The sequence below is a fragment of the Roseibium sp. genome (assembly GCF_048261595.1).
Lineage (GTDB): Bacteria > Pseudomonadota > Alphaproteobacteria > Rhizobiales > Stappiaceae > Roseibium.
Genome location: NZ_JBLXFW010000007.1, coordinates 47,490 through 72,879, shown reverse-complemented (window position 1 = coordinate 72,879; position 25,390 = coordinate 47,490). Strand labels below are relative to the sequence as shown.

Here is a 25,390-nt window from a genome sequence, read left to right as displayed (position 1 = left end):
AAAGGGGCTGCCAGAGGCAGCCCCATTCCAAGATCCCCGAAGGGAAATCGGATTAACGCGAGTAGAACTCGACGACCAGGTTCGGTTCCATCTGCACCGGATACGGTACATCGGAGAACGCCGGAACGCGGGAGTAGGTCGCGGTCATCTTGGAGTGATCGACGTCGAGGTAATCCGGAACATCGCGCTCTGCGGACTGGACAGCTTCCAGAACCAGTGCGAGCTGCTTGGACTTTTCACGAACCTCGATGACGTCGCCCGGACGAACACGGTAGGACGGGATGTTGACCCGCTTGCCGTTGACCTTGACGTGACCGTGGTTGATGAACTGACGCGACGCGAAGACGGTCGGAACGAACTTTGCACGGTAGATGACGGCATCAAGACGACGCTCGAGCAGGCCGATGAGGTTTTCGGAAGTATCACCGCGCATACGGGACGCTTCGTCATAGACCTTGCGGAACTGCTTTTCGGAGATGTCGCCGTAGTAACCCTTCAGCTTCTGCTTTGCACGGAGCTGAACACCGAAGTCGGACAGCTTGCCCTTGCGGCGCTGACCATGCTGACCCGGACCATATTCGCGCTTGTTGACCGGGCTCTTCGGGCGGCCCCAGATGTTCTCGCCCATGCGGCGATCGATCTTGTACTTAACGCTGTGGCGCTTAGACATCGCGGTTTCCTTTTGTAACGCGTTGTTCTTCTACAAGGAAACGCGCCCTCCTTTATCCTGACCCAAGGCTTGCGCCATGACTCGGGATCGACAGGGGCTCGGCTAGACGGCGCCGGCCGAACGCCCACGGGTGCGTAATGCCCGGACCGAGTTATCGCTCCGGACGCGCGGGTACTACCTGACGGGGGGGCAAAAGTCAATTGCCGGCGCCGGCGGAAGGAACACCACTGAGCCTCGGCCAATGGAGGCCGGTCAATACCGCTTTCGGCGCCCATCCGATGCTAGCGGGAATGGCGACAAGCCAGGAGATCCGATTCTCTCCAGCATTTTCGCCACCCTTCCGTGCAACAGTCCCGCAGCAATTCCATCAAAAAAAGAGCAGAAAGGAAAAACAAATTATTTCAGCATCTTATTCTTTCCCTGATACAACCAGAGGACGTTTTGACGAAAATTAATGCATTAATTCAGGAATAATTAATTGCCAATTTTCACAATGCCTCTAGGAAACTCGCAATGAGAATTTTAGGGATGGCCATATTTACGGATGGCTCCTCCCTGTCTGGATGCGTTCCGGAGACCGTAGCATATGGCAACAGTTCATCGAGTGCTCGACGAAGCAGGCAGCCCTGCCTGTTCGGACCAGCCGCTCACAGTATCGCAGATCCTTGATGCGACCTGCTACGCATTCCAGCCGATCGCAGATTTCGGGACAGGCGTCGTCTACGGCTACGAAGCGCTCCTGCGCCACCACGAGAGCCTTGGCTTCGGCACCCATGCGGAGTTGTTCGACGCAGCCTGGGAAAGCGGAATACTCCCCGAACTGGAAGCGGCCCTTCTGGCAGCTGCGCTGGATGCCTATTCGAAACTGCCCACGGCACGCGGCACCAAGCTGTTCTTCAACCTCGATGGCCGTGACCTGGGTGCCGGCGAAGACCGCAGGGTGCGCCTCGGCGACATCGTGACATCGAAGGGCTTCAGCCCGACACAGGTCTGCCTCGAGCTTTGCGAAACCCACCGAAACGGCACATCGGAAATCACCGATCACGTCCTGAACAATCTGCGTCGAACGGGCTTCATGTTCGTTCTGGATGATTTCGGCAAGGGCTTTTCGGAACTGAGACTCATTCACGACCTCGGCCCGGACTACATAAAGATCGACCGCTTCTTCCTGAACGGAATCGAGACGGATGCGCGCCGCAAGCTTTTCGTGACGACCGTCGCCAATCTCGCGCACGTTCTGGGTGCTCGCGTCATTGCTGAAGGTGTTGAGACGGAACGCGAGTTCAAGGCCTGCCGTGACGCCGGATGCGATCTTGTACAAGGCTTCTACGTCGCCGAGCCGTTTATAGAAAAGCGCGACGCCCGACTGTTCTACGACCATGTCCGGGTCAGCAGCATGGGCACCACGCGCAAGGAGGAAGAGCGCCGCATCCGCAATGAGCTTCAGCAGCTGTCCACGGTCAATCATGACGGCTCGATGAGCACCCTGCTCGACATGTTCCTGACCGACCAGGAAGTCAGCCTCGTTCCGGTCATCGACGCCAACAATGAACCGCGCGGGCTGATCCATGAGCGCGATCTCAAGGCTTATCTCTATGCAGGCGGCTTCGGCGAGGACGACTACCACGCCGCCCTTGATCTGCCGCTGCGCAATTTCGTGCGATCCTGCCCTATCGCCGACATCGATTCCAACGCGGACATGCTTCTGGTGACCTTTGCCTCGTCGCTCAACTCCGACGGCATCATCATCACCGAGAACTTCCGTTATGCCGGGTTCCTGTCTGCCACGTCCTTGCTGAAGATCATTCATGAGCGCCGTCTGGAAGAAGCCCAGGACCAGAATCCGCTGACCCGCCTTCCAGGTAACGGCGCGATCAACCGCTTCATAAAGGACGCGGCAAAGCCCCGCCCGGCACCACGCCATTTCTGCTACTTCGACTTCGACAACTTCAAGCCCTTCAACGACACCTACGGCTACCGTCAGGGCGACCGGGCCATCATCCTGTTCAGCGAGTTGATGCAGCAGCATCTGACCGGAACAACAACCTTCCGTGGTCACATTGGCGGCGATGACTTCTTTGCCGGGTTCATGAACGGCGACCAGACGGAAATCGCCACCCAACTCCTGAGCCTGAAGCGCGCATTCAAGTCCGACGTGGAAAGCTTCTACAGCGCCGAACATCGCGAGTGCGGCTACATCGAAGCGGCCGACCGTTTCGGCTCGCCCCGTCTCTTCTCATTGCTGGACTGCTCGATCTCGATGATGACGCTCGAATCGAACGTGGCTCTGGCTCCGGACCAGGTAACCGCCGAGATTGCTGAATTGAAGCGGGCGGCCAAACGCTCCGACGACGGCATCGCGGTCAAGACGATCTCGGGCTGATTGCGTGCAAGGGCTAACGCCCGCCAAGTCATGGCCAGTCAATCGGCGCAAACAGCCAATCCAAAGCCATTTAGAAGCCTCTCGGTCACGGGCGCACAACACCCGGACGTCAGGATAGCACGGTCGGGACGGCTCTCTCCCTTTGCGGAAGCATCTCGGATTTCCGCGCGTTGCTGCGTCACCCGCGCCAGCTGCCGGGCAATCGCCTCCGCCGGATCGAGCCAGTCGACCGGCCATGGCGCAACCTCCCGGAACCGGTTGGCCAAAAAGGGATAATGGGTGCAGGCAAGGACCACGATGTCGGTCCTGCGCCCGCCCTCTTCCAGGAAACAGCCGCCGATTTCCCTCAGCAGATCCGTGTCGTCAAGATTGTCGCCGCGCAGATGCGCCTCAGTCATTTCGGCAAGCTGGTCGGATCCGACCAGGCGCACATGACAGTCACGCGCGTGGGCGGCGATCAGGTCCCGCGTATAGGCCCGCTGAACGGTGCCCGGCGTTGCCAGAACGGAGATCAGGCCAGACCGGGTTCGCGCCGCCGCAGGCTTGATCGCAGGCACTGTGCCCACGAACGTACGGTCCGGAAACGCGGAACGCAGAGCTTCCCCGGCCAGGGTGAAGGCTGTGTTGCAGGCAATCAGGATCGCCTTTGGATCGTGCCTTTCGATAAACGCGCCGACGAGATCGACGAGCCTTTGCTTCAAAGGCTCTTCCTCCCAATTCCCGTAGGGAAAACCGGCATCGTCAATCACATAGACAAGGCGTTCGAAGGGAAGCTTGAAGCGCACCTCGCGCAGGACGGTGAGGCCGCCGACCCCGGAATCTAGGATCAGGATAGGACGGCGGTCACTCATCTCATGCGTCGCTTTCGATATCGCCCGAAGCCGTGTCCTGATCGGGCCGCGGCCGAGTCCGGCGTTTTTCCAGGGCGGCAACGACGCCGCGCAGGGCACGCACTTCCTGGTCCGTCAGGTTTGCCTTCTGGAAGATGTTGCGCAGGGTCCGCACCATGTGCGGGCGGCGCTCCGGCGGGCGAAAGAACGTGACGTTGTCCAGCGCGCCTTCGATATGCTCGAAGAAGCGCATGACGTCATCCTTGGAGGCCGGCGGGTTCTCGTCTTCGGACAGGCGGAATGGCAATGCGCCCTTGGTCGCGATCTTGCGCCATTCATAGGCGCAGACGAGCACCGCCTGGGCGATGTTCAGCGAGGCGAAATCAGGATCCACCGGCAGGGTCACGATCTCGTCGGCCAGTGCCACTTCGTCGTTGTTGAGACCCCAGCGTTCGCGGCCGAACAGGTAGCCTGTCGCCTGGCCGGAAGCGCCAAGACCAACAACACGTTCGGCGGCCTCGTCCGGCCCACGCACCGGCTTGGGCACTTCGCGGGACCGGGCGGTCGTCGCGAAAACGAATGTCAGATCCGCGATTGCTGCTTCAACGCTGTCGAAAACCTGCACCTTGTCGATCACATGATCGGCCCGGCTGGCGGCGGCACGCGCCTTTTCGCTCGGCCAGCCGTCGCGCGGATTGACGATTCGAAGATCCGTCAGGCCGAAATTCGCCATGGCACGGGCAGCGGTACCGATGTTCTCGCCAAGCTGCGGCTCGCACAGGATGACGGCGGGCGGGCGCACATCGATCTGGCGCGCCTCGTCGCGGATATTTGTGTTTCTCGTCATGGGCCGGATTTAGCCGAAGAGCACGATTTTGGGAAGGGTCGACAGACCAGTCCCTCAAAGCTGCTTGCAGAACACTGTCGTGGCGCCCATTCGGCCGTCCGGGAAAAGGGCGTAGCCGGGGATCACCCCCACCTTCTCGTAGCCGCATCTGGGATAGATTGTTTCGGCGAGTTCTCCGGTGGATGTGTCGAGCACCAAAAGAGAACGTCCGAGCGAGCGAGCCAGCGCTTCCAATGCCTCCAGCAGCTTTCTCGACAATCCGCGGCCTCTTGCATCCGGGTGGACCATCAGCTTGGCGACTTCTGCCCGGTGCAGACCGTTGGGTTGCTGGGCGAGCTCGAGCATCACCGTGGCGACGATGCGCCCGTCGAGGCGCGCCACCAGGAGATAACGCTCATGCCTTTCGACCCCTTCCAGCTTCGATGCCCAGAAGGTCTCCGCCTCTGCTTGTGAAAACGGCAGGACAAACCCGACACCGCCCCCGCCCTCAACACAGGCGCGAAGCACATCGCCAAGATCGGCAAGGCCTGCGCGGGCAGCATCAGCGGTCAGGAGTTCTATCGGCGCGGCGGCTTCAAAAGCATGGGTCATGGTGAAATTACCGTCAGAACATAGCGCGCGGTTTCCGGGCCGGGCGCAAAATAACTGTTGCCTTCCGTCAGTTTGAAACGAAGGCAGTCCCCGGCGGACAGGCGATGAACAAGGGATCCTATCCGCATTTCCAATGCGCCCGATTGCAGCCAGAGATGGTGCTCAAGCTCCGGGATCGGCGTATCCGGATAGGAGATGGTTGCCCCCGCAGGCAGCTCTCCCAGGATAACCGCGCCCTTGTAGCCCGGGCGAGCAGGAGAAAGACTGCGCCGGCGAAAGCCCGAATGCGGATCCGTCCACACCGATTGTTCAGAGGCTGGTACCAGATCCAATCCGCGATCCTCGCTTGCCGAGAAGAGCACCGCCATCGGGACCTTGAAGGCTTTGCACAGGCGGCCCAGAACACTTGCTGTCGGGCTGATTTCGCCGCGTTCAATCCGTGACAGGCTGGCACGGCTGACACCTGATCGTTCAGCGGCATCGTCGAGCGTCCAGCCCTGATCCTTGCGCAACGTTGCCAGCCGTTCCGCCAGCCGCCTGTCGAGATAGTTGGTGTCGCTTTCATTGATTCTCATAAATGATACTAAATCTCATTTATGAGATTTTGAAAAGACTCATTCGAAGGCACGAATGAAAACGGCCCCGCCGTGAAGCGGGGCCATACTCAAGATCGGAGATCCATAGCAAGAAAGGCCGTTCAGGCTGCCTTCTTGTTCAACTTGTCTTCGGCAAGCCGGGACAGCTTGGCGTCCGCGCTCTTTTCCTCTTCCATGTTGTCACGCAGAAGACTGATGGCATCATCATGACCGAGCAGCTTCGCCCAGGTCAGGAGTGTGCCATAGCGCGTGATCTCGTAGTGCTCGACGGCCTGAGCAGCAGCGATCAGCGCCGCATCAAGGGTTTCCTTGTCATCGATTTCCTCGATGAGTTCCTCGGCTTCCTTCACAATGCCCTCGATCGCCGGACATTCTTCGCCCGAAGGCTTCTTGCCGATGACTTCGAACACCTTCTTGAGGCGTTCGATCTGCGTCTTGGTTTCCGCGTGATGATCCTTGAAAAGCGACTTGAGCGCCGTGCTCGAGCTCTTTTCGATCATGGTCGGCAGGTTCTTGTTGATGTGATTTTCAGCGAAGTACACGTCCTGAAGGGTGTGCTCGAAAAGTTCAGACAGATTGGAAATAGACATCGTAACCGCTCCTTTCATGGCACGCTTGGCGCGCATCTGACCTCACATCAACCGCGTGCATGGCACTTCGGTTCCAACCCTGCGGCAGTTTCTTTCACCCTCGCGATGGACGCCGCGCGGACGCGGCGCAACCGGCATCTAGCTGCGCGAAAAGACTGCGCTGGCATTCACCCCGCCAAAACCGAAGCCATTGGTCAGAATGTGATCGACAGAGCGCTCAATGGCCTTGCCGGGGATCAGCTCGAAGCGAGAGATCGCCTCGTCCGGCGTGTCCAGATTTCGGGATGGCGGCAGCAAGCCGCTGGTCAGCGCCTTCACGCAGGCAATGGCCTCGACCGCTCCCGCTGCCCCCAGCAGATGACCGAACATCGACTTCGAAGAAGATACCGCCAGATCCTTTCCCCGCCCTTCGAACAAGGTATCGAGTGCTGCGATTTCCGCTGCATCGCCAACCGGCGTCGAAGTGGAATGGGCATTCACATAGCCGATGTGTCGGGGTTCGAGATTGGCCATGCGCAGCGCCCCGCGCATGGCGCGCAGGCCCCCTTCCCCATCCGGCGACGAAGCTGTCACGTGATAGGCATCGCCCGAGGTTCCGTAGCCCGACACGACCGCCAATATCTCGGCGCCCCGGGCCTTGGCATGGGCCTCACTCTCCAGAACGAGAATGCCGGCCCCTTCACCCATGACGAAGCCGTCCCGGTCCTGATCGAACGGCCGCGAGGCGCTCGCCGGATCATCATTCCGCTTGGTCGACATGGCCTTGGCGGCGGAAAAACCGGCCAATGATACCGGATCGAGACAGGCCTCCGCCCCACCAGCCACCATGAGGTCAGCCTCGCCGTTCCGGATCAGGCGCACCGCGTCTCCGATGGCCTGCAGACTTGCAGCACAGGCCGTAACGGGGGCGCCTAGCGGCCCCTTCAGGCCATGGCGAATGGACACCTGCCCGCTGGCCAGATTGGCCAGAAACGAGGGAACCAGAAACGGCGAAACCCGGCGCGGACCGCGCTCGGCAACAAGCCTGGTGCCCGCTGTCATCGCCGGAAACCCACCAACCCCCGTCCCGATGATGGTGCCTGAACGCTCTTTCTCGTCACTCGACTTGGGCGACCACCCGGCCTGGGCGAGCGCTTCGTCGGCAGCGGCGATGGCAAAGTGGATGAAGCGGTCCATGCGCTTTTGTTCGCGCGGCTCAAGGTAGCGATCGACGTCGAACCCTTCAGGATCTTCGGAAATCGTTGGAACCTCGCCGGCAACCTTGCAGGCGAGCTGCTCGCTGTCGAAATGCGTAATCCGGCGAATACCGTTCGCCCCGGCCACGACCTTGCGCCAGAAGGCCTCGACCCCGACACCCAGTGGAGAAACGACTCCAAGCCCTGTCACAACCACGTTTGTCATCTGCCTTGATCCTTATCCAATCACTATTGTGTAATTGCACTTTTCATTGTGCGAAGTGTTGCATGTCACCGGCAGCGTTTGTTAGAGCGTCGCCAGCACCTTCAGTGCCTTCACTGTTTCACTGAAATTGTCCGCCCCGATTTCGCGGGCCAGTTCCGCCTGGGCCTGACGCCAGAACGGTAGCGCCTCGTCAAGCATTGATGAGCCGGAAGGGGTCAGCTCATAGAGCCGCGCCTTGCCGCTCTCTGCCTTGCGGGTGGTCACCAGGCCCTTGCGCTCGAGACCGGAAAGATTGCGCAGAAGAGTCGTGCGCTCCATGCAGACCGTTTCGGCCATTTCCGAGACGGTCTTGCCATCATGTTCCCGCACCAGGACCATGACCGAGAACTGAGCGGCCTTGAGGCCGAAATGGGTGACATACCGGTCATAGCGACGGCTGATCGCCCGCGCGGCCTTGCGCACGTTGAACAGCATGCAGACGCTAAAATCGTCCGCATCCTGATCTTCAGTCCTGAAGTCATTCCCGATCATGGGCGTGAGTTAATAGTGCAATTACACACTTGTCAATCGGCTCATTCACACCGCTTCACCCCCTTTCGTTCGATTGCCTTTTGGCGGCCGTTTGATAGAACTCGTGCAACTTGCCGGCCGGCGTCACTGAGGGGCTGGCAATTGATTGCGTACAATTGTATACGCAGTTCCGGATTTCATCGGGAACGGCACCACGTTCCCCATTCGCCAAAGTTCGAACTCAGGAAATGTGAGACATGGCCGACATTATCTACACCAAGGTCGACGAAGCCCCCGAACTCGCAAGCGGCTCGTTCCTGCCGATCATCAAGGCCTTCACCAAGGAAGCCGGCATCACCATCGGCACCAAGGACATCTCTCTCGCCGGCCGCATCCTGGCCGTGTTCCCGGATTTCCTGACCGACGCGCAGAAGCAGTCCGACGACCTGGCCGAGCTTGGCGAACTGGTGAAGACCCCGGACGCCAACGTCATCAAGCTGCCGAACATTTCCGCGTCCCAGCCGCAGCTGAACGCCGCGATCAAGGAACTGCAGGACCAGGGCTACAAGATCCCGGACTATCCGGCTGATGCCTCGACCGACGCCGAAAAGGACATCAAGGCCCGCTACGACGCGATCAAGGGCTCGGCGGTGAACCCGGTCCTGCGCGAGGGCAACTCCGACCGCCGCGCGCCGAACGCGGTCAAGGAATACGCCAAGAAGAACCCGCACTCGATGGGTGCCTGGGCGTCCAGCTCCAAGACCCACGTCGCCACCATGGGCGAGAACGACTTCCGCTCCAACGAGAAGTCCGTCACCGTCGCAGCTGGCTCTGCCGGCACCGCGAAGATCGAGTTCGTTGCCAAGGACGGTTCGGTCAAGGTTCTCAAGGACAACTTGAAGCTTGCAGAAGCCGATGTCCTCGATGCCACCTACATGAGCGTCAAGGCGCTCTCCGCTTTCCTGGAAAAGGAAATCCAGGCCGCCAAGGACGCAGGCATCCTGTTCTCCGTCCACCTGAAGGCCACCATGATGAAGGTCTCCGACCCGATCATCTTCGGCCACGTGGTCAAGGCGTTCCTGAAGGACGTTTTCGCAAAGCATGAAGCCACCTTCGCAGAGCTCGGGGTCAATCCGGACCTCGGCCTAGGCGATCTGGAAGCCAAGGTCGCGACCCTGGCCGGCGACAAGGCAGCCGAGATCCAGGCAGACATCAAGGCAGCGCTCGACAACGGCCCGGCCATGTACATGGTGAACTCCGACAAGGGCATCACCAACCTGCATGTTTCCTCGGACGTCATCATCGACGCCTCCATGCCGGCCCTCATCCGTGCAGGCGGCAAGGGCTGGGGCCCGGACGGCAAGGAAGCCGACGCAGTCTGCGTCATTCCGGACTCTTCCTACGCCGGCGTCTATGATGCCGTCATCGAGTTCTGCAAGAAGAACGGCGCTCTTGACCCGTCCAAGATGGGCACCGTGCCGAACGTTGGCCTGATGGCCCAGAAGGCCGAGGAATACGGCTCGCATCCGCAGACCTTCAAGGCAGCAGCCGACGGCACCATGCGCATTGTCGATGCGGCCGGCAACACGCTCATTCAGCATGACGTGGAAGCTGGCGACATCTGGCGCGCCTGCGTGACCAAGGACGCTCCGATCCGCGACTGGGTCAAGCTTGCCGTCAACCGCATGCGCCTGTCGGGCATGCCGGGCGTCTTCTGGCTGAACTCCGAACGCGCCCATGATGCAGAGCTGATCAAGAAGGTCGAAGCCTACCTGCCGGAACACGACACCACCGGTCTGGACTACCGTATCCTTGCGCCGACCGAAGCAGCGGCCTACACCACCGAGCGCATCGCCCGCGGTGAAGACACGATCTCCATCACCGGCAACGTTCTGCGTGACTATCTGACCGACCTCTATCCGATCCTCGAAGTCGGCACCTCGGCCAAGATGCTCTCCATCGTTCCGCTGATGAACGGCGGCGGCCTGTTCGAAACCGGCGCCGGCGGTTCGGCTCCCAAGCACGTCCAGCAGCTGCAGGAAGAAAACTACCTGCGCTGGGACAGCCTTGGCGAGTTCTGCGCACTTGGCGCTTCCCTTGAGCACCTTGCCAACGTCAAGGGCAACAAGAAGGCCCAGATCCTTGCCGACGCGCTCGACAAGGCGGTCGAAGGTCTGCTCGACAACGACAAGTCCCCGTCCCGTCGGGTCGGCGGCCTCGACAACCGCGGCAGCCACTTCTACATCGCCCTCTACTGGGCCGAAGCGCTCGCTGCCCAGGACAAGGACGCCCAACTGAAGGCTCACTTCGCTCCGATCGCAGAAAGCCTGCGCTCGAACGAGGAAAAGATCGTCGCCGAACTGATCGCCGTTCAGGGATCTCCGGCGGACACCGGCGGCTACTACCACGCCCCGGCCGACAAGGTTGCCGCTGTCATGCGCCCGAGCGCAACGCTCAACGGCATCATCGGCTAAGGCCCTCGGCAAGAACCTAATTGAAAAGGGCGGCTCTTCGAGCCGCCCTTTTTGTTTATCCGGGTCGGTAAACGGCAAATCTCCTGACCGCCAATCTCTATTCGCCGTCGCGCTCCTCACCCTCGACGCAGAGCGCTGCTATCGCTTCGGGATGGTCAGGCGTTCGCAGACGGGAATAAAGCGCGACAGCGTGTTCGCGGGTCGCAGCGCCGAGCTTCAGCCGCGCGTTCCTCAGGTGAAGTTCCACCGTCACGCAGGCAATGCCGAGTTCATAGGCGATCGTCTTGGTGCGAAGCCCCTGTCCAAGCAACCTTAGACACTGGCTCTCACGTACACTCAACGGATCGAGGACCGGACCTGATAGCCGGGTACGAAGAGCGGCAAGGCCCAGTCTCAAGCCGGATCCATTTTCCGCTCTGATCTTCTCGACCTCGGAACGTGAAAGTGTCGACCCGACATTCCACGCCTCGCAACCGGTCTGATCGCGCCGGGTGACGACGGAAAAGCCTGCCTGAAACCCGGCTTCTCCGGCAGCCCGAATGACGTCGGCCTGCTGTTCCGTCAGATACTCATACTCCGACAGGTAGGCCGCCCCGGTCGAAATCGGGCCCGAAGCCGGAAGGCAATAGGTAAGAAACGGATCGTGCTGCTCGAAATTGCGGTCGCGGTAATAGGTTTCGAAATCCTGCCCGAGCGTCGTTCGCACCGAGACCAAGTCTCCAGAAACAGACAGATGAAGGACCCGGTCGAAGCCATGGCCGGTCAGCCACTCGCCCGCGAGCGACCAGAGGCGATCGGCATCCGTCTCCACCGCTATGGCATCCGCGAAGTCGTCCGTTCTCATGCATGACCTATGGATTTCCTTAGATTGAGGTTAGCGGAGCCCCTACGTAACTTCAACCATGCACGAGACTCCCATTTCGACAAAGCGACCAGACTTCAACATGATTTCAAGACCTTGGCTGACCGTTGCCCTTACCGTCCTGCTCTTTGCTCCCGCCCTTGCCCAAGACCGCAGCACCATCCTCGTCCTTGACGAATCCGGCTCCATGTGGGCCCAGCTACCGGAGGGCCGCTCCCGTACCGAGGTGGCGCGCGACGTACTCGGATCATTCCTGACATCGCGCGATCCCGGTCAACCGCTCGGGGTCATTGCCTATGGCCATAACCGGCGCGGAGATTGCGGCGACATCGAAACCATCGCGGCCACCGGTATCCAGGACGGAGCAGAACTCGCCGCACGGCTTCGAAAGCTGATGCCGCGCGGAAAGACGCCATTGGCGGCGTCACTCCGGCGCGCCGCCAGCGAGATCCCCTCAACCGCCGAGGAAGCCGACATTGTACTGGTGACCGACGGGCTGGAAACCTGCGGCGGCGACCCCTGCGCCGTGGCTGCGGAACTCGCCCGCGAAGGTATCCCGATTCGAGCGCATGTGGTCGGCTTCGGGCTCAGCGAAGGCGAGGTCAGGCAGATCTCCTGTATCGCCGAACAGACCGGCGGGATGGTTCTGGCGACCCAATCCGGCGCTGAACTCGCAGACGCGCTGGTTCGTACCTCCCAGCCGGTCCAGCGCGAAGCGAAGGCCCCGGGCAAGGCGGCGCTCGACCTGACGATCCAGGCCGATTTGGCCGGTCGCCCCGACAGCGTTCGGTTTTCCGCAAGCAACCTCGACACCGGAGAGACGCTGGACCTGGGTCTCCTGACCTTCGCACAGCAGTGGGCGCTTCCGGTCGAGCTGGCGCAAGGACGGTGGCAGCTCTCGGCAGAAGCCGGGGACCAGGGACGGGGCGAACTGGAGATCGCCGTTGCCGCTGGCGACACCCGGACGGTCTATGTACCTTTCGCCGGTTTGATGCCAAGCCTCGTGATCGATCAGGCGGGCCCTTATCGTGCAGGCGCCAGCGCCATCTTTCCTGCCCGCATTACCCGGGAGGGCATAGCCACCGGCGGCGCCGATTTCGTCCTGACACTTCTGCCGCCGGATGCACAGTCCCTGGAAGACCGGCGCATCGAATGGTCGATGCAGGAGGGCCGCGAAGGCGCAGCCGTTGCCCAACTGAACATGCCGGCAGCACCGGGCCGCTACCTTGCCGCATGGCACCGCTACGGCGAAACCGACCTGTCCAAGGCCGTCGCGCGCCTTGAAATCGAGGTCCAAACGCGCCCGGACGTAACCCTTGCCGCACCGGCGACCGTGGAACCTGGGGCGCTGGTCAAGATCGCCGCGCAAGGCGGAGGCGCCCACAACGACAGGATCGAGATCTGGCGCGACGGTGCTCTCGTGAGCTGGGACCAGAGCGGCTACCTCAACGAGATGTTCGACAACGCCTATGGACCGGCCAAGGTCTTGACCGCTCCAGCCGAGCCGGGCAGCTACGAGATCGTCTACCTGTTCGCAGACATCGACGGACCTGACGCCATTGCCACCCGCCTGCCGCTGCGTATCGGCACGCTCACACCCGCAGACGAGGAAGGCGGGCCGGAAAAGCGCGCCGAAGCGGGCGGCGAATGGCAGGGGGACAACGACCCCACCCACGGACCCGACGAGGTTCTGGCGCCGCAGGACGTCGGATACCGCTGCAAGGAACAGTTCCAGTGCGTGATCGAGGATGCGGCGACGGGCCTGCTCTTCATCCTCCCCGCCGGGTGGTTCACCGACCAACCAACCCGCGAGGCGGCCACGGCTGGCGGCGAACCCGGTCTTCCAAGGCTGACGTTCTACAGCCCGTTGGAAGTACCCGATACCATCGTGCTCAACCCTCACCAGTGGACCGAGATGAACGGTCCCTGCATCGATGTTCAACCCGGTCGCCTCTGCCGCTTCGAACCGGCCAGCGGCAAGATGGACGAGGGCTGGGAGATGGTCCGCCGGTCGATCCGAATGACCACCCCGCGGCGCTCGCCCTCGCCCGCCGAAGCCATGGCCGAGGCAATGGCAAAACTGGCGAAGGACGATCCTGCCGCCGCGGCAGCGATGGGAGCCCTTCTCAACGCCGCGGCTTCCACCTCGACGCAAGACGGCACGCCCGACATCGGTGCAATGCTCGGTGCCGCCATGAAGGCCGCGCAGGGCGAAAACGTGCCGCTCGCGACATGCCCGGAAACGACGGCCTGCCTGTTCTCGCAAGACAGCCCATCCGTGATGGGCATGATGCCCGCAGGCTGGACTGCCTCGACCGCAAGCGTCAGTGCCGACGGGCGCCCCTCCATGTGGTTCAGCCATGAGGACCCCGGAGGCAATCTCAAGAAGCTGGGGCTGAACCAGCCCGGCGGCGAGGCTTGCCAGCGGACGGCTCTCGGCGACCTCTGTGAGTTCACCCCCTACATCTCGACGCAAGAAGCCGACCTGATCGCCAGCCAGCTCAAGGCCGGGCGCGCGAAGTCGGATAGTGTCGGCGCCGGTGAGATCGACATGCTCAAGAAACTGATCGCGGTACAACAACAATGACCAGCAAGACGAAACTTGCCGCCCCCTCCCTTGCCGCGGCCCTTCTTGTCGCCGGCCTTGTCAACGCTGACAGCGCCCGTGCCTGCGGACCACTGGTGGTAATCAACGACCCGGACTCCGGCTCGGACCAATTGACCGTCGGAGATGCGGACGAGCACGTGCTCCGCGTCTATCAACCGGACGGCACAAAGCCGGAAGGCGCCTATATCCTCGTGGTAGAAGCGGGAAAACCGCCGGTCTGGGCGGCTCCCGGCGTCACTGTGGACGACTTCGTCACCGGTCTCGGCCGGAACGGAACCACCTACGCGGGACCGGAAGAATGCCTCGACCCGCCCGGCGGCCTGACTTTCACCAAGCGTGACGCCTTGCCCATTCCCAAGGGCGAGGACGATCTGACGTTCAAGCAGGACGAGGGGCTTCTGATAGACCCGAGAGGGCAGCCGAAAGACGGACTTTGGAAATCCGAAATCGGGCCAACCCGCATGGAAGGCTGTCCGGCGCTGATGCAGCAGATGTTTCCCATGTCTGCCGGCGCCCTGCCCGGCATGAACGAGGGAACGCGGCGTATGACCTTCCAACGGCCGTTCCATCCAGACAGCCTCGACCTGTCGAAAACGGCAAGGGTGCGCTGGGGTGGTGCGGGCCGGAACCGCTGGGTGACGACCGACCTTGGAGCAGAAACCTTTGCGCAGATTCCTGCCGGCGAAGGCGGAGGGTCGCATATCCGCTGGACAATGACAGTGCTGTCACCGGAAGAAATCAGCTTCGACCGGGCGATAGAGATCGTGCTCCCCGCCGAGGCGACGGTGATGCTTGGAGCAAGCCCCGGCGGCTGTCGCGTCGTCGGCACGGACCGTTGGACACGCGTCGGCGACTGAGGTTCCTTCCTTCTCAGTTGCAAAAAGGCCCCGCCTTGCCCGTTGGGCGGGGCCTTTTTCATGCATAGTCCGTTTATCGACCGGCGTTCGGTCGCCTGTCTAGGCCGCGAATTCTTCCGTGTCGATATCCGCCTGCTGGCCAGTCGAATAGCGGTGACCGACCACTTTGGCATGGTTGATGACCTCATCCAGCCGCGCCGCGATTTCGGGCGAGATCGCCACATCCGCACCGCGGGCGTTCTCGGCTAGATGATCCAGACTGGTCGTGCCGGGAATGGCAACCACATGCTCGCCGCGCGACAGAACCCACGCCAACGCCAGCTCCGCCGGCGTGCATCCGACCTCCTCGGCAATGGCGTTATAGGCTGCAAGCAGCTCCAGGTTCCGGGCGTAATTCTCCGGCGCGAAACGGGGCATGACCTTGCGCATGTCACCTTCGTTCGGGTTGCGCACATCATCAAGGCCAAGTTTGCCGGTCAGGAACTTGCGGGCCAGCGGCGAGAAGGCGACGAACGCAATACCGAGTTCGCGGCAGGTCTCGAGCGTCGCGATCTCCGGGTTCCGGGTCCAGAGGGAATATTCGGACTGGAGCGCGGTCACCGGATGCACGGCATGGGCCCGCCGAACGGTATCCGCAGACATTTCCGACAGCCCGTAAGCCCTGATCTTGCCTTCCCTGATCAGGTCCGAAAAGGCTCCCGCGCTGTCCTCGATCGGCACGTTCCAGTCGATCCGATGCAGATAGTAGAGATCGATTACATCGGTCTTCAGGCGCCTGAGGCTGTCCTCGCAGGCCTGCTTGATCCGCTTCGGATCGCCATCGATATCGCGCGCCGCACCATTCTTGCCGGGATAGAGGCCGCACTTGCTGGCAAGGAAATAATCGTCGCGGCGGCCGGAAATCGCCTCGCCGATGATGCTCTCGCTGACGCCGCCACCATACATCGTCGCCGTGTCGAAATGGGTGTAGCCGAGATCGAGAGCTGCCCGGAGCAGCTTTACACTGTCGTCCCGGTTCAAACCGTTGCCATAGCCATGGGCATAGTTCATGCAGCCAAGGCCGATTGCGGACACGGAGGATGAACCGATCTTGCGTTGTTTCATCAAATGAATCTTCCAGAAGGGGCGAGCCATGAGCCGTCTCGGGCAGGCACTCAGTCAGATACTCAGGCAGGCACTCAGTCACCCACCTTTCATCCGGCACATCACCATCCCCGCGCCTGCGATGCAAGTGCACTCCCGGGCGATGTGCGGCCATGCCGGTTGGCATGCTTCAAGCGAAAGCCGGCACGCCGCTCCTTCGGATTTGCCCCGGAGTCACGTCGAAATGTCGTTTGAAAGCCCTGTTGAAAGCAGCTTCTGACGTATAGCCGACGGTTTCGGCGATATCGATCAGCGGCAGGTCGGTCTCGGCGATCTCCCGGCGCGCCCGTTCCATGCGCCAGTGGGTGACATAGGCGAGCGGCGTCATGCCGACCAGTGACGTAAAACGCTCGGCAAATACCGTTCGCGACATGCCAGCCTCCCGCGCCAGCGTTTCGACGGTCCAGGAGCGCTCGGGCGCCAGGTGGATTTTTGACATGCAGCGGCCGAACCGCGGATCCAGCACCGCAGCGAGACAGCCCGCCTTGTCGCCCTCACGATCCACGAAGGTCCGCACCACCTGGATGAAGATGATTTCCGTCAGCCGATGAATGACAGCATCCGACCCGGGCAGGGTCGCATGGACCTCGCTGGCTACGAAACGCATGACCGCGTCCAGCCAATGGGCGTTCATGGTCTGGGTATTGGGTACATGAATAACGGACGGCAGGGCATCCAATATGGGATGGACCGAGCCCTCTTCGAATTCGAAATGGCCGCAGAACAGCTTGCAGGCCTGGTCCTCCTCTGCTCCGCCGAAGTAGAGCGCGCCCTCGCCACTATATCCGGTTTGACGCACGACCTCGTCGACCGAGGAAACGGGACGGTCCAGCTCATCGCTCAATACATGCGCAGTCCCATGGGGGATGACGGCGAGGTCGCCGGTAGACAGGTGGATCGGCCGGTCCTGACCCTCGACCTGAAGCCAGCAGGAGCCGCGCATGGCCATATGGAAACGCGCGACGTTGCCAAAGGCAGGCACGCCGACACCGAAAGGGGCCGAAAAATTGGTGTGAAAGTAGACCGATCCGCGCAATTTGAGCGCATCGAGGATCTGGCTTAGCGCGTCGTGCTTCATGACTGTCCATCCTGGTGATCGACGGGAGGTCTTCAGGGACACCGTTTTGTCGCCACCGGCAAGGCTCCCGGACGATCGGTCAAGAATCCGGGACGTACGTGCATGGATCGAACGGCGACAGGGGCTCATCTTGTCCCCGGAACACAATCCCCGTCACTTCACATCCTCGAAAGGACTGACAAGATGAGCATACGTTTCGTGACAAAGACCATTCACGCCTATCTCGACTACCCGGTTGCCCTCGGACTCATGGCCGTGCCGATGGTTCTGGGATTGGGACAATCGAACCCGCTGGCCTTCTGGCTCTCGGTCTGTACCGGGGTCGCGGCTCTGGTGCTGACCATCCTCACAGATCATGTCACCGGCATCGTTCGGATCATCCCGTACCAGGTGCACCTGATGGTGGACGCGGCTGTCGGCGCTGTCTTTCTGGTCGCACCGTTCGTGCTCGGTTTTGCCGGACTGGACAAGGCCTACTACCTCATCAATGCGGCCGCCGTCCTGACTGTCGTCAGCCTGCACAAGGGTGAGGAAGGGTTGCCACAGCCTGCCTGACCTGGAGACCCGAAAACTCCTTCGCAAGACACCGGCCATTTGGCCGGTGTTTTCGTTTCGGCAAACCTCCGGACGATTGGCAAATCCTGAGGGACGCTGGAGCATGGAGAACCCGGCGGATCGGACGGATAGTCCAGTCACCGGACAACATCCGGCCCCAAAGCAAACACTGGCAACAGGAGCCAAACATGCAGACTATCAAGACGATTGCAGCCGCGACCCTTTTTGGGCTTGCCGCGCTGACGGGCACGGCCCACGCCGCCGACGAGTACAACACCTCCAGCGGTCTGACTGCCGCGGGCAAGCCTCTCGGTCTCCACGGCGTCGATCCTGTGGCCTTCGTCGATCTCCACAACCGCATTGACGGCGCTGCACGCTTCACTGCGGTTCACGATGGCGTCTCTTATTATTTCGCCTCCGAAGAAGCCAAGGCGAAGTTCGAGGCACACCCGGCCGACTACCTGCCGCAAAACGGCGGTTTTTGTACCTTCGGCGTCTCTGTCGGCAAGAAGTTCGACGGCAACCCGAAGTTCGCTGCCGTGGTCGACGACAAGCTGTACCTCTTCCTGAACGAGGCGATCTTCCACGAATTCCAGAAGGACCAGGCTGGAACCATCTCCAAGGCGGCAGCCAACTGGAAGAAAATCCGTTCGGTCGCAGCAGCCGAGCTCTGAGCCACATTGGTGAAAGCCGGAACGGTGTATCCCGATCCGGCATCCCCTGTACCAAGGGCAGCCACCCGGCTGCCCTTGTTCTGTGCCTAAAGCGCCTTTTCGAAGAAATGGTCCGGATAGGGATCATCGTTGAAGCGGTCGATCTCCGTCCATCCCGACGTCTGGTAGAGCTTCACGGCTTCGGGAAGCCTGGAATTGGTATCGAGCCGCAGGAGCGATATGCCGAGGCCTCGCGCACGAGCTTCCACATCCTCCATCAGGCGCTTGGCCATCCCGAGACCACGAGCGGCGGGAGACACCCAGAGCCGCTTGATCTCCGCATAGCCCTTGTCGGTTCCCTTGAGGCCAACGCAACCGATCGGAAGGCCATCCGAAAAGCAGACGAGAAAACAGCCTCGCGGCGCCAGCATGTCTTCCGCGTCCGGATCAGCGGACAGCGTGACGTCGAAACCGGTATCGAAACGGCTGTTCAGCTCGGCGTAATATTGTTCGAGGCAGTGCACGCTCGCCGGATCCCGAGGGTCCATTTCGCACATGTCCCACCCCTCCTTGCCAAGAGCCGAGGCGATCAGGTCCATGGCTGCCAGCAGGGCATCCGGCCGGGCATGGCGGGACAGGATTTCTCTCGCCCGCTCGTCTGAAAGACGTTCGTATTCGGCGAACTCTGCCTCACCCTTGCCGGTCAGACGCGCCCGGCGCCTGCGACCGTCCTCCTCGTCGGCATCGACCGTCACAAGGCCTTCCTCCTCAAGAGACCTGAGAAGGCGGCTCATCAATCCGGAATCAAGTCCGAGGTAGGCTCGGATTGCCGCCACATCGCCCCGGCCATGGCCGATGGCATTGACAACGCGGGCGGCGCCAAGCGGCCTGCCCCGCCCGAGGAAAGAGGTATCCAGGGCCCCGACCTCTGTGGTCACGGCCCGGCTGAAGCGTCGGAAGCGGAAGATATCGTCGATCATGATTTATCTGACTTAAGTCAGATAAATTCGCCTGTCAATTGGCCTCACCAGCACAAATAGCGCCGCGAGGCTTGCCTCCGGCGTTCCGGCAGTGTGTCTCCGCTCGATCCGAACGGGATGGCAGGCACCCGGCGCTTGCCGGGCGAATTGGGTTGGTTGGGTGAGTGGCAAGGCGTCCCGCCTGCCCGAAGGCCTGTCCCAGGCATCTCGCCGAGCGCTAAGGTTTCCATCCGCGTGCCACTGCGGACTGCGGGGAGGGCTGTCAATTCTCCCCGACCCGTCGCCTCTCTGACCGGGCTGCCCCACGTCTGTCACCCGTGGCGCCTTCGGCTTGAGCGATCCGCCGGAGCGCGCTACCGGTCCGTTATCCCGGATAGGTGCTCCTGACCTCCGGCTCCCGCCGCCCCGAACGGTCGGTCCACTCAGGGCCCCGTGACGGCGAGAACAGCACCAAGTGTAAGCCAGGTCAGAGGGGTGGGGGACAAAGGATTTCGGAGGCAATGATTTCAGAAGGTTGTGGGAAATCGAGGAGGCACAAGGGTGTTTCGGAGCTCTTGTGCTGCCTTGTCCTGAGTGAGGAAAAGCTGTGCCGCACTGCCCTTGCATCGATCCGCAAGTCTCTGCTCACTGTCAGCATGAGGCCGGCATTCGAATTTGCCCCCCATCCATTGTCATTCCAGCGAAGGCTGGAATCCAGTATCCGCTTTCGGTGGTTGATTGCATTGAGAGGTCTCCGCGTACTGGACCCCAGCCTTCGCTGGGGTGACAAGTCTGGGCTTGGGGCCTGCCCTTGCCAAAGATGCTTCCGTCACCCCGGACGACGGCGTAGCCGGAGATCCGGAAACCCTTACGCCGCAACCTTTCGTTTTGCGTGCCCCGCCGAATTTCCTGGTCCCGGATCATGTCCGGGACGGCACCTAGCGTGTGGCCGGGGCTGTACTCCGCATTATCACCGTCACCCCGGACGAAGGCCCAGCCGGAGATCCGGGGCCCACTCGCTTGCAGAGCGGATCAGGTGAGGAATTGTCGTACGGAAGGCCGTGTCACAACACGCCAGCGCTTCAGCACGCGGGCCTGCAAGTGGGTCCCGGATCTTCGCTTTGCTGCGTCCGGGATGGCGGCCGGGTTGGTGTCGTGGTTTTGCCACATGCTCACGTCATTCTCGGAGTTGAACCAATCGGGCGACCCGCCCTTGCGCATTCCCGGAGGAAGCGCAGCGGAGATCCGGGAACCCTTGCACCGCAAGGTCTCCTTAGCTCTGACCCCGTCAAACTCTCTGGTCCCGGATCAAGCCCGGGACGGCGTTTGGTGTGTGGACTGGGCTGTGCTCCGCCTCGCTGCGTCCGGGATGACGGCCGGGTTGGTGTCGTGGTTTTGCCACATGCTCACGTCATTCTCGGAGTTGAACCGATCGGGCGATCCGCCCTTGCGCCTTCCCGGAGGAAGCGGAGCTGAGATCCGGGAACCCTCGCACCGCAAGGTTTCCTTCGCTCTGACCCCGTCAAACTCTCTGGTCCCGGATCAAACCCGGGACGGCGTTTGGTGGGTGGACTGGGCTATGCTCCGCTTCGGGGCGTTGGGGACGATCGCACCAGGTGTTGCATCGCAAAAAATAAGATTGTATACCATCGCACACAATTATTGCCGAACCCAGAATGAGGCCCTCCCATGGCGAAGATCAAGGTAGCGAACCCGGTTGTCGATATCGATGGCGACGAGATGACCCGGATCATTTGGCAGTTCATCAAGGACAAGCTGATCCATCCGTACCTCGACATCGATCTGGACTATTACGACCTGTCGATCCAGAAGCGCGACGAGACCGACGACCAGATCACCGTTGATGCGGCAGAGGCAATCAAGAAGCACGGCGTCGGCGTGAAATGTGCGACGATCACCCCGGATGAGGCCCGTGTCGAAGAATTCGGCCTCAAGCGCATGTACCGCTCTCCGAACGGCACCATCCGCAATATTCTTGGCGGCGTGATCTTTCGCGAGCCGATCATCATGCAGAACGTACCGCGCCTGGTGCCGGGCTGGACCCAGCCGATCATCGTCGGCCGCCACGCCTATGGCGACCAGTACCGCGCCACCGACTTTACTTTCCCCGGCAAGGGCAAGCTGACCATCAAGTTCGTCGGAGAAGACGGCCAGACCATCGAACGCGATGTCTTCGACGCCCCCTCCTCCGGGGTCGCCATGGCCATGTATAACCTGGACGACTCGATCCGCGATTTCGCCCGGGCCTCGATGAACTATGCGCTGAACCGCAAGGTGCCCTGCTACCTGTCGACCAAGAACACGATTCTGAAAGCCTATGACGGCCGTTTCAAGGACCTGTTCCAGGAAATCTACGAGGCGGAGTTCAAGGACAGGTTCGCCGATGCCGGCATCTGGTACGAGCACCGCCTGATCGACGATATGGTCGCCAGCGCGCTGAAATGGTCGGGCGGTTATGTCTGGGCCTGCAAGAACTACGATGGCGATGTCCAGTCCGACACGGTGGCGCAAGGCTTCGGCTCCCTCGGCCTGATGACATCCGTTCTCATGTCTCCGGATGGCCGGACCGTGGAAGCGGAAGCGGCGCACGGCACGGTTACCCGCCACTACCGCCAGCACCAGAAGGGCGAGAGCACTTCGACCAACTCCATCGCCTCTATCTTCGCCTGGACCCGGGGGCTTGCCCACCGTGCCAAGCTCGATGGCAACGACCAGCTAGCACGCTTCGCCAAGACGCTCGAGACGGTCTGTATCGATACGGTTGAAAGCGGCTACATGACCAAGGATCTGGCGCTTCTGGTCGGACCGGATCAGGGCTGGATGACGACAACCGGCTTTCTCGACAAGATCGACGAAAACCTTGCCAGGGCGATGGGCGTCTGAAGCCTCGAATAACCTCCTCCCAAACACCTTGCAGGCGGCCTACGGGCCGCCTTTTTTCATGGCCGCTTCAGATCGGATCTCAAATGCAGACCGATCGGCCAGTCTTACGATGACCGGTTCCCGGTCTCTCGGGTCTCCGCACTGTCACCTGCGTCGCCGTCTCCCTGCGAGGCAGCGCCATCGAATTCTTCACCCGCGGTCCCGTCCGCGCGATCCTCCTTGCCGACAAAAAGCTCAGGCTCGTCAGACGAATTCTCGTCTTCCTGCACCACGTCGGCCTGGGCGATTTCCTCGGAAACAAGGTCGCCCATGGCGTTCAGGGTTTCCGCGTGGCGACGGCCGGCTTCGGCAAGGATCTTCGCCGCCAGATCCGGCTTCTTCTCCATGAGGTGGTGCAGGGACTGGGCCTCCAGAACCAGCAGTTCCGTGTCGTGGAACGCCTTGATTCGCGCCGTGCGGGGCCGTTGGTGGATCATCGACAGCTCCCCGAAGAAATCGCCTGCATCCAGATAGACAGTCTTGTGACCGAGCTCGATCTCGATATTGCCTTCGGAGATGAAGAACATCCTGTCCGCGACATCGCCCTTGTCGGCGATCACGGAGCCCGCCTTGACCTTCTGGGCGCGGAGCAGCTTGGCAACCTCGGCGATTTCGGCGGCCTTGAGATCCTCGAAGATCGGCACCCGCGCCACCATCGACCAGCTTACGACGAAGTCGCGGCTGTGCATTTCACGGGCAAATGCCGAGGCGATAATGCCCACCGGCAGCGCGATAAGTCCGTAACCGAGCAGCATGAAGAAGCTGCCGATCATCTTCCCAAGCCCGGTGACCGGTACGACGTCGCCATATCCCACCGTCGTCACCGTCGCAATTGCCCACCACATGGCATGGGGAATGCTCTGGAACTTGTCCGGCTGGGCCTCGCCTTCAACAAGATGCATGACGGTGGCGGCAAGCAGAATGACGCCCGAGACGATCAGCGTTGCACCCATGAGCGCCCAGCGTTCGCTGGCCAGCGCCTGCAACAACGAGCGGATCGCGGGCGAGTAGCGCGCGAGCTTCAGGAACCTCAGAAGCCGGAGGATGACGATGACGGTCACCGCGTTGGTCGGCAGCAGCAGCACCATCACCAGAGGCAGGGCCGCGATCAGGTCGATGATGGCATCGGGCTGGACCGCATAGCGCAGCCGGGCACCGAGCGGTCCGTAGCGCCGCAACGGCGGGTGCATGTCGGCAACATAGAGCCGGACCAAATACTCCAGAAGAAAGATTGTTCCCGAAACGATCTGGATCCGGGACATGAGGCCGCCATGGGCCTCTCTCACCGCGGGCAGCGTTTCAATCACGGCCAGCACGACGTTGACGACAATCAGCATCACCAGGGCCTGCTGGATGAACTGCGACGCCACCCGGTTGACGGCGGTTTCCTCGAACAGGTGATAGAGGTGGTATTTTAAGGTCTTGTCTGTGGTCAAACCCGGGCCCGTCCCATGCGTGCGTTCGCTCATCAATACATGATGAGAAAATGAGCGCAAAGGTGTCCGCGTTTACGCGGAACATCCGGCAGGGTCAGGCGATAAGGCGAAGGGCCTTGCGCATGGACGACTGGAAATCCTTGACCTTCAGGTCCGGCGAGTAGGCACAGCAGCCGTTCCCGCCCCGCCTGCGCGCTTCATGCAGGCCGCAATTGGCATGGGCGTACAGCGTGTCGAAGTCCCGGCCGGAGCGCTCCGTATCGGAAAAACCGATGCTGACCGAAAGGCTGAAAGGCTTTTCGTCCAGTTCCGGCTTCAGGAGGCATGTGCCAAGGCACAGTTGCTGCGCAAGCAGTTCGACCGGCTTTCCGGCAAGCCCCGGAATATAGAGCCCGAACTCGGCTTCTCCCAACCTTGCGCAGGTCATTGTCTCCCCCGCCACGGTTCTCAGGAAGCCGGCAAATGCTACCAGCACCAGATCTCCGTCCTTGCGGCCATGATTATCCGTGATCTCGCGGAAATCATCCACCTGCAGCACAAGGAAGGCGCCGGCGAAATGATCGTCGCGCTTCAGGTCGGCCTCGACGGCTTCTATGAAGGCATGGCGTGTATTCAGTCCTGTCAGCTCGTCTTCGGTCCGGAACACATGGAGGCGCAGATCAGCCCGTTCCCGCGCGAGCTGCAGCGCCACAAGCGGGGCAGCAACCAGATGAATCAGCACGAGAACCAGCCAGGCGAACAGCCAGACCGGGCCGCCATCGCCGAGCGCCCTCAGCGTCAGGGGTTGCCACACAGCGAAAGGCACCACCGCAACAAGCGTGAAGCTGAAGCTCTTGCAGACGAGGATGGCATCGCCGGCGCTTTTCAAGGGTTCGGTGCAGCGGCCGTTTTCCAGCTCGATGACGGCAAGATGAAGGAACAGCGCGGCCCCGAGCAGGAGATAGAGTTCACGCACCAGCGCTGCGCCATGGCCGCTCCCGCCGAAGACGGGTTGAAGCGCCAGCAGCGTTGCAATCAAGGCGCCGACCAGCCACCACCTTCCACTCTTGCCATAAAAGGCGCGGGTTCCGCGCCAGGCATATCCGAAACCGGCAAGGATCAGCATGTAGCCGGGTTCGTCCCCGCGCCAGCGATAGCCTGCGATCTCCAGCGCATTTCCATCGGCTCCCGTCCACCCGCTCACAAGCGCATGAACACCGATCACGAGAATGCCGAAAGCAGGAGCCCAGAACGCCAAAGCCCACGAGACAGCGGAGGTCGAGTTTTCGCCCGCCACCACACGGCGCCAGGTCGCGGCCAGCAAAAGGGCGAAGACGGCACCGAGGCAGACAAGCCCGGCAGGCACGGATAGCATCACGTCCATGAAAAAACGCCGCTTGCTGCGATAGCCGAAATCCTGTCCGT

The 25,390-nt window shown here is 61.4% G+C and carries 21 protein-coding genes; 7 read left to right on the top strand and 14 right to left on the bottom strand.

The window, feature by feature from the left end; genetic code table 11:
- Positions 1 to 52: 52 nt before the first annotated feature.
- Entirely contained in the window at positions 53 to 670 is a 618-nt protein-coding gene (gene rpsD, locus ACN0SY_RS18665; RefSeq protein WP_417689856.1) for a 30S ribosomal protein S4, read from the bottom strand.
- Between the two features lie 586 nt (positions 671 to 1,256).
- Between rpsD and ACN0SY_RS18660 the strand changes: the two genes are divergently transcribed.
- Positions 1,257 to 3,053, top strand: coding sequence for an EAL domain-containing protein (locus tag ACN0SY_RS18660; RefSeq protein WP_417689854.1), 1,797 nt, complete (start codon positions 1,257 to 1,259; stop codon positions 3,051 to 3,053).
- A 38-nt stretch (positions 3,054 to 3,091) separates the two neighbouring features.
- Here ACN0SY_RS18660 and murI read toward each other — a convergent pair whose 3' ends face one another.
- The 7 genes from murI to ACN0SY_RS18625 form a co-directional block, all read right to left on the bottom strand.
- A complete protein-coding gene (murI, locus tag ACN0SY_RS18655; RefSeq protein WP_417690062.1) occupies positions 3,092 to 3,925 on the bottom strand; it encodes a glutamate racemase in 834 nt (277 codons plus the stop codon).
- The gene (locus ACN0SY_RS18650; RefSeq protein WP_417689852.1) at positions 3,906 to 4,730 is read right to left on the bottom strand and encodes an RNA methyltransferase; all 825 of its coding nucleotides are present in this window, start codon (positions 4,728 to 4,730) and stop codon (positions 3,906 to 3,908) included. Before ACN0SY_RS18650 ends, murI begins: the two co-directional genes overlap by 20 nt.
- 54 nt (positions 4,731 to 4,784) lie before the next feature.
- A complete protein-coding gene (locus ACN0SY_RS18645; RefSeq protein ID WP_417689850.1) occupies positions 4,785 to 5,321 on the bottom strand; it encodes a GNAT family N-acetyltransferase in 537 nt (178 codons plus the stop codon).
- Entirely contained in the window at positions 5,318 to 5,896 is a 579-nt protein-coding gene (locus tag ACN0SY_RS18640; RefSeq protein WP_417689848.1) for a helix-turn-helix domain-containing protein, read from the bottom strand. Before ACN0SY_RS18640 ends, ACN0SY_RS18645 begins: the two co-directional genes overlap by 4 nt.
- 122 nt (positions 5,897 to 6,018) lie before the next feature.
- Positions 6,019 to 6,507: a ferritin-like domain-containing protein gene (locus ACN0SY_RS18635; RefSeq protein ID WP_417689846.1), complete on the bottom strand. Its 489-nt coding sequence runs from the start codon at positions 6,505 to 6,507 to the stop codon at positions 6,019 to 6,021.
- A gap of 138 nt (positions 6,508 to 6,645) precedes the next feature.
- Complete coding sequence (gene fabF, locus ACN0SY_RS18630; protein ID WP_417689844.1) at positions 6,646 to 7,908, bottom strand: beta-ketoacyl-ACP synthase II; 1,263 nt, start codon at positions 7,906 to 7,908, stop codon at positions 6,646 to 6,648.
- Between the two features lie 81 nt (positions 7,909 to 7,989).
- A complete protein-coding gene (locus ACN0SY_RS18625) occupies positions 7,990 to 8,439 on the bottom strand; it encodes a MarR family winged helix-turn-helix transcriptional regulator (RefSeq protein WP_417689842.1) in 450 nt (149 codons plus the stop codon).
- A 236-nt stretch (positions 8,440 to 8,675) separates the two neighbouring features.
- Here ACN0SY_RS18625 and ACN0SY_RS18620 point away from each other — a divergent pair, with 236 nt between their 5' ends.
- On the top strand, positions 8,676 to 10,892 hold the full coding sequence (locus tag ACN0SY_RS18620; protein ID WP_417689840.1) for an NADP-dependent isocitrate dehydrogenase: 2,217 nt from the start codon (positions 8,676 to 8,678) through the stop codon (positions 10,890 to 10,892).
- A 97-nt stretch (positions 10,893 to 10,989) separates the two neighbouring features.
- Here the strand turns inward: ACN0SY_RS18620 and ACN0SY_RS18615 are convergent, their stop codons facing one another.
- Positions 10,990 to 11,736 carry a helix-turn-helix transcriptional regulator gene (locus ACN0SY_RS18615; RefSeq protein ID WP_417689838.1) on the bottom strand — a complete coding sequence of 249 codons (747 nt, stop codon included), beginning with the start codon at positions 11,734 to 11,736 and terminating at the stop codon, positions 10,990 to 10,992.
- A gap of 100 nt (positions 11,737 to 11,836) precedes the next feature.
- Here ACN0SY_RS18615 and ACN0SY_RS18610 point away from each other — a divergent pair, with 100 nt between their 5' ends.
- Both ACN0SY_RS18610 and ACN0SY_RS18605 read left to right on the top strand, forming a co-directional pair.
- Positions 11,837 to 14,341 carry a vWA domain-containing protein gene (locus ACN0SY_RS18610; RefSeq protein WP_417689836.1) on the top strand — a complete coding sequence of 835 codons (2,505 nt, stop codon included), beginning with the start codon at positions 11,837 to 11,839 and terminating at the stop codon, positions 14,339 to 14,341.
- The gene (locus tag ACN0SY_RS18605; RefSeq protein WP_417689834.1) at positions 14,338 to 15,219 is read left to right on the top strand and encodes a hypothetical protein; all 882 of its coding nucleotides are present in this window, start codon (positions 14,338 to 14,340) and stop codon (positions 15,217 to 15,219) included. Before ACN0SY_RS18610 ends, ACN0SY_RS18605 begins: the two co-directional genes overlap by 4 nt.
- A 99-nt stretch (positions 15,220 to 15,318) precedes the next feature.
- Here ACN0SY_RS18605 and ACN0SY_RS18600 read toward each other — a convergent pair whose 3' ends face one another.
- On the bottom strand, positions 15,319 to 16,323 hold the full coding sequence (locus tag ACN0SY_RS18600) for an aldo/keto reductase (protein WP_417689832.1): 1,005 nt from the start codon (positions 16,321 to 16,323) through the stop codon (positions 15,319 to 15,321).
- A gap of 169 nt (positions 16,324 to 16,492) precedes the next feature.
- Positions 16,493 to 17,440 carry an AraC family transcriptional regulator gene (locus ACN0SY_RS18595; RefSeq protein ID WP_417689830.1) on the bottom strand — a complete coding sequence of 316 codons (948 nt, stop codon included), beginning with the start codon at positions 17,438 to 17,440 and terminating at the stop codon, positions 16,493 to 16,495.
- Between the two features lie 183 nt (positions 17,441 to 17,623).
- Between ACN0SY_RS18595 and ACN0SY_RS18590 the strand changes: the two genes are divergently transcribed.
- A complete protein-coding gene (locus ACN0SY_RS18590) occupies positions 17,624 to 17,995 on the top strand; it encodes a hypothetical protein (protein ID WP_417689828.1) in 372 nt (123 codons plus the stop codon).
- Between the two features lie 188 nt (positions 17,996 to 18,183).
- Positions 18,184 to 18,669: a YHS domain-containing (seleno)protein gene (locus ACN0SY_RS18585; protein WP_417689826.1), complete on the top strand. Its 486-nt coding sequence runs from the start codon at positions 18,184 to 18,186 to the stop codon at positions 18,667 to 18,669.
- Between the two features lie 86 nt (positions 18,670 to 18,755).
- Here ACN0SY_RS18585 and ACN0SY_RS18580 read toward each other — a convergent pair whose 3' ends face one another.
- Positions 18,756 to 19,628: a bifunctional helix-turn-helix transcriptional regulator/GNAT family N-acetyltransferase gene (locus tag ACN0SY_RS18580; RefSeq protein ID WP_417689824.1), complete on the bottom strand. Its 873-nt coding sequence runs from the start codon at positions 19,626 to 19,628 to the stop codon at positions 18,756 to 18,758.
- A gap of 1,668 nt (positions 19,629 to 21,296) precedes the next feature.
- Here ACN0SY_RS18580 and ACN0SY_RS18575 point away from each other — a divergent pair.
- Entirely contained in the window at positions 21,297 to 22,511 is a 1,215-nt protein-coding gene (locus ACN0SY_RS18575) for an NADP-dependent isocitrate dehydrogenase (protein WP_417689822.1), read from the top strand.
- Between the two features lie 104 nt (positions 22,512 to 22,615).
- On the opposite strand, the gene ACN0SY_RS18570 is transcribed toward ACN0SY_RS18575, so the two are convergent.
- A complete protein-coding gene (locus tag ACN0SY_RS18570; protein WP_417689820.1) occupies positions 22,616 to 23,986 on the bottom strand; it encodes a cyclic nucleotide-gated ion channel in 1,371 nt (456 codons plus the stop codon).
- Between the two features lie 94 nt (positions 23,987 to 24,080).
- Complete coding sequence (locus tag ACN0SY_RS18565) at positions 24,081 to 25,349, bottom strand: GGDEF domain-containing protein (protein WP_417689818.1); 1,269 nt, start codon at positions 25,347 to 25,349, stop codon at positions 24,081 to 24,083.
- Positions 25,350 to 25,390 lie beyond the last annotated feature (41 nt).

Bases quoted from the DNA above. Each gene is read 5' to 3' on its own strand.
- rpsD (WP_417689856.1), bottom strand. From the start codon at position 670: ATGTCTAAGCGCCACAGCGTTAAGTACAAGATCGATCGCCGCATGGGC.
- ACN0SY_RS18620 (WP_417689840.1), top strand. From the start codon at position 8,676: ATGGCCGACATTATCTACACCAAGGTCGACGAAGCCCCCGAACTCGCA.
- ACN0SY_RS18575 (WP_417689822.1), top strand. From the start codon at position 21,297: ATGGCGAAGATCAAGGTAGCGAACCCGGTTGTCGATATCGATGGCGAC.
- ACN0SY_RS18650 (WP_417689852.1), bottom strand. From the start codon at position 4,730: ATGACGAGAAACACAAATATCCGCGACGAGGCGCGCCAGATCGATGTG.
- ACN0SY_RS18595 (WP_417689830.1), bottom strand. From the start codon at position 17,440: ATGAAGCACGACGCGCTAAGCCAGATCCTCGATGCGCTCAAATTGCGC.
- fabF (WP_417689844.1), bottom strand. From the start codon at position 7,908: ATGACAAACGTGGTTGTGACAGGGCTTGGAGTCGTTTCTCCACTGGGT.
- ACN0SY_RS18640 (WP_417689848.1), bottom strand. From the start codon at position 5,896: ATGAGAATCAATGAAAGCGACACCAACTATCTCGACAGGCGGCTGGCG.
- ACN0SY_RS18645 (WP_417689850.1), bottom strand. From the start codon at position 5,321: ATGACCCATGCTTTTGAAGCCGCCGCGCCGATAGAACTCCTGACCGCT.
- ACN0SY_RS18660 (WP_417689854.1), top strand. From the start codon at position 1,257: ATGGCAACAGTTCATCGAGTGCTCGACGAAGCAGGCAGCCCTGCCTGT.
- ACN0SY_RS18590 (WP_417689828.1), top strand. From the start codon at position 17,624: ATGAGCATACGTTTCGTGACAAAGACCATTCACGCCTATCTCGACTAC.
- ACN0SY_RS18610 (WP_417689836.1), top strand. From the start codon at position 11,837: ATGATTTCAAGACCTTGGCTGACCGTTGCCCTTACCGTCCTGCTCTTT.
- ACN0SY_RS18585 (WP_417689826.1), top strand. From the start codon at position 18,184: ATGCAGACTATCAAGACGATTGCAGCCGCGACCCTTTTTGGGCTTGCC.
- ACN0SY_RS18635 (WP_417689846.1), bottom strand. From the start codon at position 6,507: ATGTCTATTTCCAATCTGTCTGAACTTTTCGAGCACACCCTTCAGGAC.
- ACN0SY_RS18565 (WP_417689818.1), bottom strand. From the start codon at position 25,349: ATGGACGTGATGCTATCCGTGCCTGCCGGGCTTGTCTGCCTCGGTGCC.
- ACN0SY_RS18605 (WP_417689834.1), top strand. From the start codon at position 14,338: ATGACCAGCAAGACGAAACTTGCCGCCCCCTCCCTTGCCGCGGCCCTT.
- ACN0SY_RS18615 (WP_417689838.1), bottom strand. From the start codon at position 11,736: ATGAGAACGGACGACTTCGCGGATGCCATAGCGGTGGAGACGGATGCC.
- ACN0SY_RS18625 (WP_417689842.1), bottom strand. From the start codon at position 8,439: ATGATCGGGAATGACTTCAGGACTGAAGATCAGGATGCGGACGATTTT.
- ACN0SY_RS18600 (WP_417689832.1), bottom strand. From the start codon at position 16,323: ATGAAACAACGCAAGATCGGTTCATCCTCCGTGTCCGCAATCGGCCTT.
- ACN0SY_RS18580 (WP_417689824.1), bottom strand. From the start codon at position 19,628: ATGATCGACGATATCTTCCGCTTCCGACGCTTCAGCCGGGCCGTGACC.